This window comes from Bartonella sp. MU70NMGDW, assembly GCF_042194085.1.
GTDB lineage: Bacteria > Pseudomonadota > Alphaproteobacteria > Rhizobiales > Rhizobiaceae > Bartonella > Bartonella grahamii.
In genome coordinates this window covers 1-911 of record NZ_JBHIMK010000470.1, presented here as the reverse complement: position 1 = coordinate 911, position 911 = coordinate 1, and the positions used below count along the sequence as shown (strand labels likewise).

Genomic DNA, 911 nt, shown 5'->3' with positions numbered 1-911 from the left:
TTTGCTGTGGACTAAAGCGTTTCATTATCCCACCAATGCCATTTAGAGTCTCTTCAAGTTTTTGCTTGTGAATAACCGTAAGGGGGCTTGAATGCTCTTTCTCTGCTTGTTCTTTCAACTCCTTTTCACGGAATCTCAAAACAGCATTGCGTACAAAATTGGCTTTTCTCAAAAGATCGTTTTCCAAATCACGACACAACCTCACAAATTCACGCGTGCTCGGAAAAAACGTATCGGATAAACAATTTATTTCATCACATAAAATCCGTTTGACCACTGTCATCAGTGACCATGCAGAGACATTTTCCAAAACCATTCCATAGGTCAACGCCATTCCCTCATGGTCTGATTGTTGTGCTATTTTCAAACCACACGACAGCATGCGAATAGCTTTTGCTATATCCTCTTTACCTGCTTTCACTGCGAAGAGCTCTTGCAATTGATCACCAGCCTCTAAAGCAATCGATTCCTGTTGTTTTGTTAATTGGCTGCCATCCTTCAAAACAAACGGACCGCTCGGAGGTATCATCGCATGAATGTGTTTCAAAATACCCTCGATTTCCGATATCAAGGAGACTGTCTGCGATACGCTCCCCAATGCTTTTTTGCTTTTGAGTGTAATTTTCATTGTTTCCACCATTGTTGTTCGTGTTTTTCGTTTTTTCTAAACCCTCGATAGCCTTTCGCACCCAGTTACGCCATGTTGCTTGCCAATCACGTTTGATAGCATTCTTTCCTGCACAGGCTTTCCAAAAATCTCGAAACTTTGCAATTTCGACTTTCACGCGCTCTGGAGGCAAGCCCTCTGCAATGGCAAAATCGTAATCGGGTTCAAAATCCGCAGGCAATCGACAACCGCGATTAGCTTGCGCTCGTTTTGCTTTTTTGGGAACGTTCTCTTGCTCGTGAAT

Annotated in this window: 1 protein-coding gene and 1 pseudogene; both read right to left on the bottom strand. The window is 42.8% G+C overall.

What is annotated here, in order from left to right:
• Positions 1 to 502, bottom strand: a 502-nt coding sequence (locus ACFIKE_RS11670; RefSeq protein WP_375650108.1) for a hypothetical protein, incomplete at its 3' end; no start/stop codon positions are given.
• Positions 444 to 911, bottom strand: a pseudogene (locus ACFIKE_RS11665) (hypothetical protein); the annotation flags it as partial. The gene ACFIKE_RS11670 and the pseudogene ACFIKE_RS11665, both read right to left, overlap by 59 nt.